We start from the raw sequence: 4645 nt of genomic DNA, 5'->3' as shown, positions 1-4645 counted from the left end.
CGGGCGCGACCGGGCAGCACCACCACCCGTTCGGCGCAGGCCAGCCGCTCGGCGGCTGGGGCGCCCACGACGTCACCCCCGGCGCGCCCGGGGCCCCCGGTGGTCCGGGCGGCCCGCTCGGCTACCCGGGCGAGTACCCCGGCGCCCCCGGCCCCGGCGGCCCGCGCAAGAAGCGCGGCGGCCTGATCGCCCTGGTCGCGGCCGTGGCCCTGGTGGCCGGTGTGGCCGGCGGCGCGGTCGGAGTGGCCGTCGCCGACCGCGACGACACCTCCGTCAGCGCCAAGGCCGACCGCAGCTCCACCACGGTCCAGGCCAACAACACCCAGAAGAACGAGCCCGCCCCGGGCTCGGTCGCCGGTATCGCGCAGAAGGCGCTGCCCAGCGTCGTCACCATCAAGGCGCAGGGCAACGGCGAGTCGGGCACCGGCACCGGCTTCGTGTTCGACACCGAGGGCCACATCCTCACCAACAACCACGTGGTGGCGCCCGCGTCCACCAGCGGCGGCAAACTGACCGTCAAGTTCGCCGACGGCAGCTCCTACGGCGCCTCCGTGCTCGGCCGCGCCGAGGGCTACGACGTCGCGGTGATCAAGCTCGACAGCCCGCCCAAGGGCAAGTTGACGCCGCTTCCGCTGGCCGACTCCGACAAGGTCAACGTCGGTGACTCCACCATCGCCATCGGTGCCCCGTACGGCCTGGAGTCCACCGTCACCACCGGCATCATCAGCGCCAAGGACCGCCCGGTCGCCTCCGGCGACGAGACCGGCGCGCAGGCCTCGTACATGAACGCGCTGCAGACCGACGCCTCGATCAACCCCGGCAACTCCGGCGGTCCGCTGCTGGACTCCTCGGGCGCGGTGATCGGCATCAACTCCGCGATCCAGTCCAACGCCTCCGCCAACGGCCGGGCCGGCTCCATCGGCCTGGGCTTCGCGATCCCGGTCAACCAGGCCAAGTGGGTCGCGGACACCCTGATCAAGACCGGCAAGCCGGTCTACGCCAAGCTCGACGTGCTGCGCAACGACGACTACAAGGGCGACGGCGCGCAGATCCAGACCCGCGACATCCAGGGCCAGCCGGCCGTCACCCCCGGCGGCGCCGCCGACCAGGCCGGCCTCAAGCCGGGCGACGTGATCACCAAGCTCGGCGGCAGCCCGATCGAGAACGGCCCCGCCCTGGTCAGCAAGATCTGGACGCACAAGCCGGGCGAGACCGTCGACGTCGAGTACACCCGCAACGGCCAGACCGCCACCACCAAGGTCACCCTCGGCACCCGCGTCGGCGACTGACCCCCGCCCCACCCCGGAAACCCGGTGCACCGAACCCCACCGGACCCGTTAGGCTGACCTCCGCCTGGAGAGCTGCCCGAGCGGCCTAAGGGAACAGTCTTGAAAACTGTCGTGCGGTGACCCCGTACCGTGGGTTCGAATCCCACGCTCTCCGCCGGTAGGAGAAGAACCACCTGCTCAAGGCGGGTGTCGACCTCAGGGTCGGCACCCGCCTTTGTGCTTGTCGGGGGTGGGCCGGGTGGGGAGGTGCCCCGTTTTCACCTGAACGGGGGGTTTGTGGGGGATGCGTCGTTCTGGGGAGGGCCGGGTCTCGTGTGTTCGGGCGTAAGGGGCGAACTGCCCTGGGCCCGGCAAGGAGAGACGGATGGCCTGGTACCCCGGCGCGGAGAAGATGGAGCTCCAGCCAGAGTCGGACGAGCAGCCGGCGATCACGCCGACGCAGGTGATCTTCCACAGTGTGGCGGCGCCGTGGACGCCGCGGCGGATGTACGAGTACTGGCGGGACTCGACCAACCTGGAGTCGCACTTCGGGGTCGGGTACGACGGCGGTGTGGGGCAGTTCGTCGGCACCGAGACGCGTGCCGACGCCAATATGGGCGCCAACCGCAGAACCGACGGCAGCGGCGCGGTCAGTGTGGAGACGGCCAGCGACGACGCGAGCACCGACCCCTGGACGGACGCCCAGGTCGCCGCCCTGGTCGCGCTCGGGGTGTGGCTGCACCAGCGGCACGGCATCCCGACGCGGATCTGCCCGCAGTGGGACGCGCCCGGCTTCGGGGTGCACCGGATGTTCCCGCAGTGGTCGGACGGCGGCACGGCCTGCCCGGGGGACGCCCGGGCCCGGCAGTTCCGCGAGGTGGTGCTGCCCGGCATCGTCGCGGCGGCCGGCGGCGCGCCGGTGCCCACGCCGCGCGGGGACTCCGGCCCGGCCGGCGACTCCGGGCCGGCCCGGTACCGGGTGACGATCAACGGGCTGGAGTACGGCTACGGCGCGCACGGACCGCAGGTCCGGGAGGTCGGCGAGGCGCTCGTCCGGCAGGGCTTCGGCCGACACTACGCGTCCGGCCCGGACGAGGACTGGCGGGACGCCGACACCCTCAACTACCAGGACTTCCAGCACAGTCTGGGGTACTCGGGGGCGGACGCCGACGGTGTGCCGGGCGAGGGGTCGCTGCGCCGGCTGCTCGGCCGGCTGCCCTCCCCGCGCCGGGTGTCGCTCGCCCACGTGGTCGCGGCCGCCCGCACCGACCCGGGCGCCGAGCAGGGGCACCAGACCTACGGGGGCGAGGTGCGGATCGTCGAACAGGCCCTCGCGGACGAGGGCTTCCTGGAGCAGCGCTGGGTGGACGGCTCGCTCGGCACCCGGACGGTCCAGGCGTACGCGGCCTTCCAGCGCAGCCTCGGCTACGCGGGGGAGGACGCCAACGGGGTCCCCGGCCAGCGCAGTCTGCGCACGCTGGGGGACCGGCGGGGGTTCGACGTGACCGACTGAGCGCCGCCCGCCGGGGACGGCGGGACCGGCGGTGGCTGGATCCTCCGGGCGCGGGGCTTGACCATGACACCGTGTGAGGCCCTGAACTGGAGGGACCATGTTGAACATCGGAGACTTCGCCAAGCACGGCCGGGTGTCGGTCCGGATGCTGCGTCACTACGACGCCATCGGGCTGATCCGGCCGGCCCGGGTCGACCCGTCCAGCGGCTACCGCTGCTACGAGGCGGCCCAACTCGCCCGGCTCAACCGGGTCATCGCCCTCAAGGAACTCGGCTTCACCCTGCACCAGGTGCGGGCCGTGCTGGACGAGGAGGTGGACCCGGCGGAGCTGCGCGGGATGCTGCGGCTGCGGCGGGCCGAGCTCGCCGCGGCCATGGCCGCGGACGCCGAACGGCTGGCCCGGGTCGAGGCGAGGCTCCGGACGATCGAGAGTGAGGGGACCATGTCCGCACAGGACGTTGTGGTGAAGCCGCTGCCGTCGGTCCGGGCGGCCGAGCTGGCGGGTGTCGCGGCGAGCTACGAGCCGCAGGACATCGGGCCGGTGATCGGCCCGCTGTTCGAGGAGCTCTGCGGCCGTCTGGCGGCGGCCGGTGTCGCGGCCGCCGGGCCCTCCGTCGCCCGCTACGAGGACACCGGGGACGGCGACGGTTCGGTGCTGATCCGGGTCGCGGTGCCGGTACCGGCCGGGACCACCGCGGCCACGGGCGAGGAGCACGGCTTCGCGGTGGTCGACCTGCCGGCCGTCGAGGAGGCGGCGACGGTGGTGCACCGGGGCTCGATGGACGAGTCGCTGGGCTCCTTCCAGGTGCTGGCGCGGTTCGTCGAGGAGAACGGCTACCGCTCGACCGGCTACGCCCGGGAGCTCTACCTGGAGTGCCCCAAGAACCCGGCGGACTGGGTGACGGAGCTGCAGGAGCCGGTGGTGCGCGCCTGATCCGCGCGTGATCCGCGCCCGACGGCCCGGCGTTTGCCCTGAAGCCGGTCGAGGGTCCTAGCGTCGACGCGCATGACGACCACCGGTTCCCTCGCACCCGGCGCCGACGCCGACGCGGCCGATCCAGACGCGGCCGATCCCGCCGCCGCTGCCCGGCCGGCCCTGCCCGCGCCCTATCTGCGCTGGCTGGCCGGTGCGCAGCTCGGGGCCCTGGGCGACGCCGCCCTCGCCTTCGCCCTGGGCTGGGCCGCTGCCGCGCACGGCGGGGCCGCCGCCGGCCTGGTGCTCACCGTGATCACGGTGGCCCGGACGGTGCTGGTCCTGGTCGGCGGCGCGGTGGCGGACCGGCTGGGGGCGCGCCGGGTGATGCTCGCCGGGGACGCGGTGATGCTGGCCGCGACGCTCGCGCTGGCGGCGGCGGCCGGAGTCCTGGGTACTCCGCTCCGGCTGCTGCTGCTCGCGGCGCTGGTGATCGGCGTGGTGGACGCGTTCTACCTCCCGGCGAGCGGGTCGATGCCCCGGCTGCTCGTGGACGCCGGGCAGCTGCCGCGCGCCCTGGCCCTGCGGCAGGCGGGTGGTCAGCTCGCCGCCCTGCTGGGGGCACCCCTCGGCGGCGCGCTGGTCGCGGCGGGCGGGCTGCCCGCGACGGCGCTGGTGGACGCGGCGAGCTTCGCCGTCCTGCTGCTGGTGCTGCTGCTCCTGCCGGTGTCCGACCCGCGACGGGCCCCGGCGGCCCGCGCCCGCAGCGGTGGCGACGCCGATGCCGGCACAGGCACAGGCACAGGCACCGGCACGGACAGGCCGGCCGGATTGCTGCGGGAGGCGGCCGCCGGCGTGCGGCTGGCGACGGGCGACCGGTTGCTGCGGGCAGCGCTGCTGCTGGCCGGCGCCGCGGCCGGCGCGGTGCTGCCGGTGGTCGCGCTGCTCGGG

The 4645-nt window shown here is 74.5% G+C and carries 4 protein-coding genes and 1 tRNA gene; all 5 read left to right on the top strand.

Annotated elements, in window-relative coordinates; translation table 11 throughout:
* Positions 1–1289: S1C family serine protease (locus tag BI06_RS08780; RefSeq protein ID WP_063794938.1), on the top strand; the 1289-nt coding region annotated here is incomplete at its 5' end.
* 66 nt (positions 1290–1355) lie between these two features.
* A tRNA-Ser gene (locus BI06_RS08775) sits at positions 1356–1443 on the top strand.
* Between the two features lie 210 nt (positions 1444–1653).
* A complete protein-coding gene (locus BI06_RS52305) occupies positions 1654–2781 on the top strand; it encodes a peptidoglycan-binding protein (protein WP_051740525.1) in 1128 nt (375 codons plus the stop codon).
* A 97-nt stretch (positions 2782–2878) separates the two neighbouring features.
* The gene (locus tag BI06_RS08765; protein WP_043466859.1) at positions 2879–3715 is read left to right on the top strand and encodes a MerR family transcriptional regulator; all 837 of its coding nucleotides are present in this window, start codon (positions 2879–2881) and stop codon (positions 3713–3715) included.
* Positions 3716–3787: 72 nt separating this feature from the next.
* The coding region (locus tag BI06_RS08760) for an MFS transporter (protein ID WP_149030336.1) at positions 3788–4645 on the top strand (858 nt) is incomplete at its 3' end.

The organism is Kitasatospora sp. MBT66 (genome assembly GCF_000710405.2).
In the GTDB taxonomy this organism is placed as follows: Bacteria; Actinomycetota; Actinomycetes; order Streptomycetales; family Streptomycetaceae; genus Kitasatospora; species Kitasatospora purpeofusca.
This window is presented reverse-complemented; position numbering and strand designations above follow the sequence as displayed.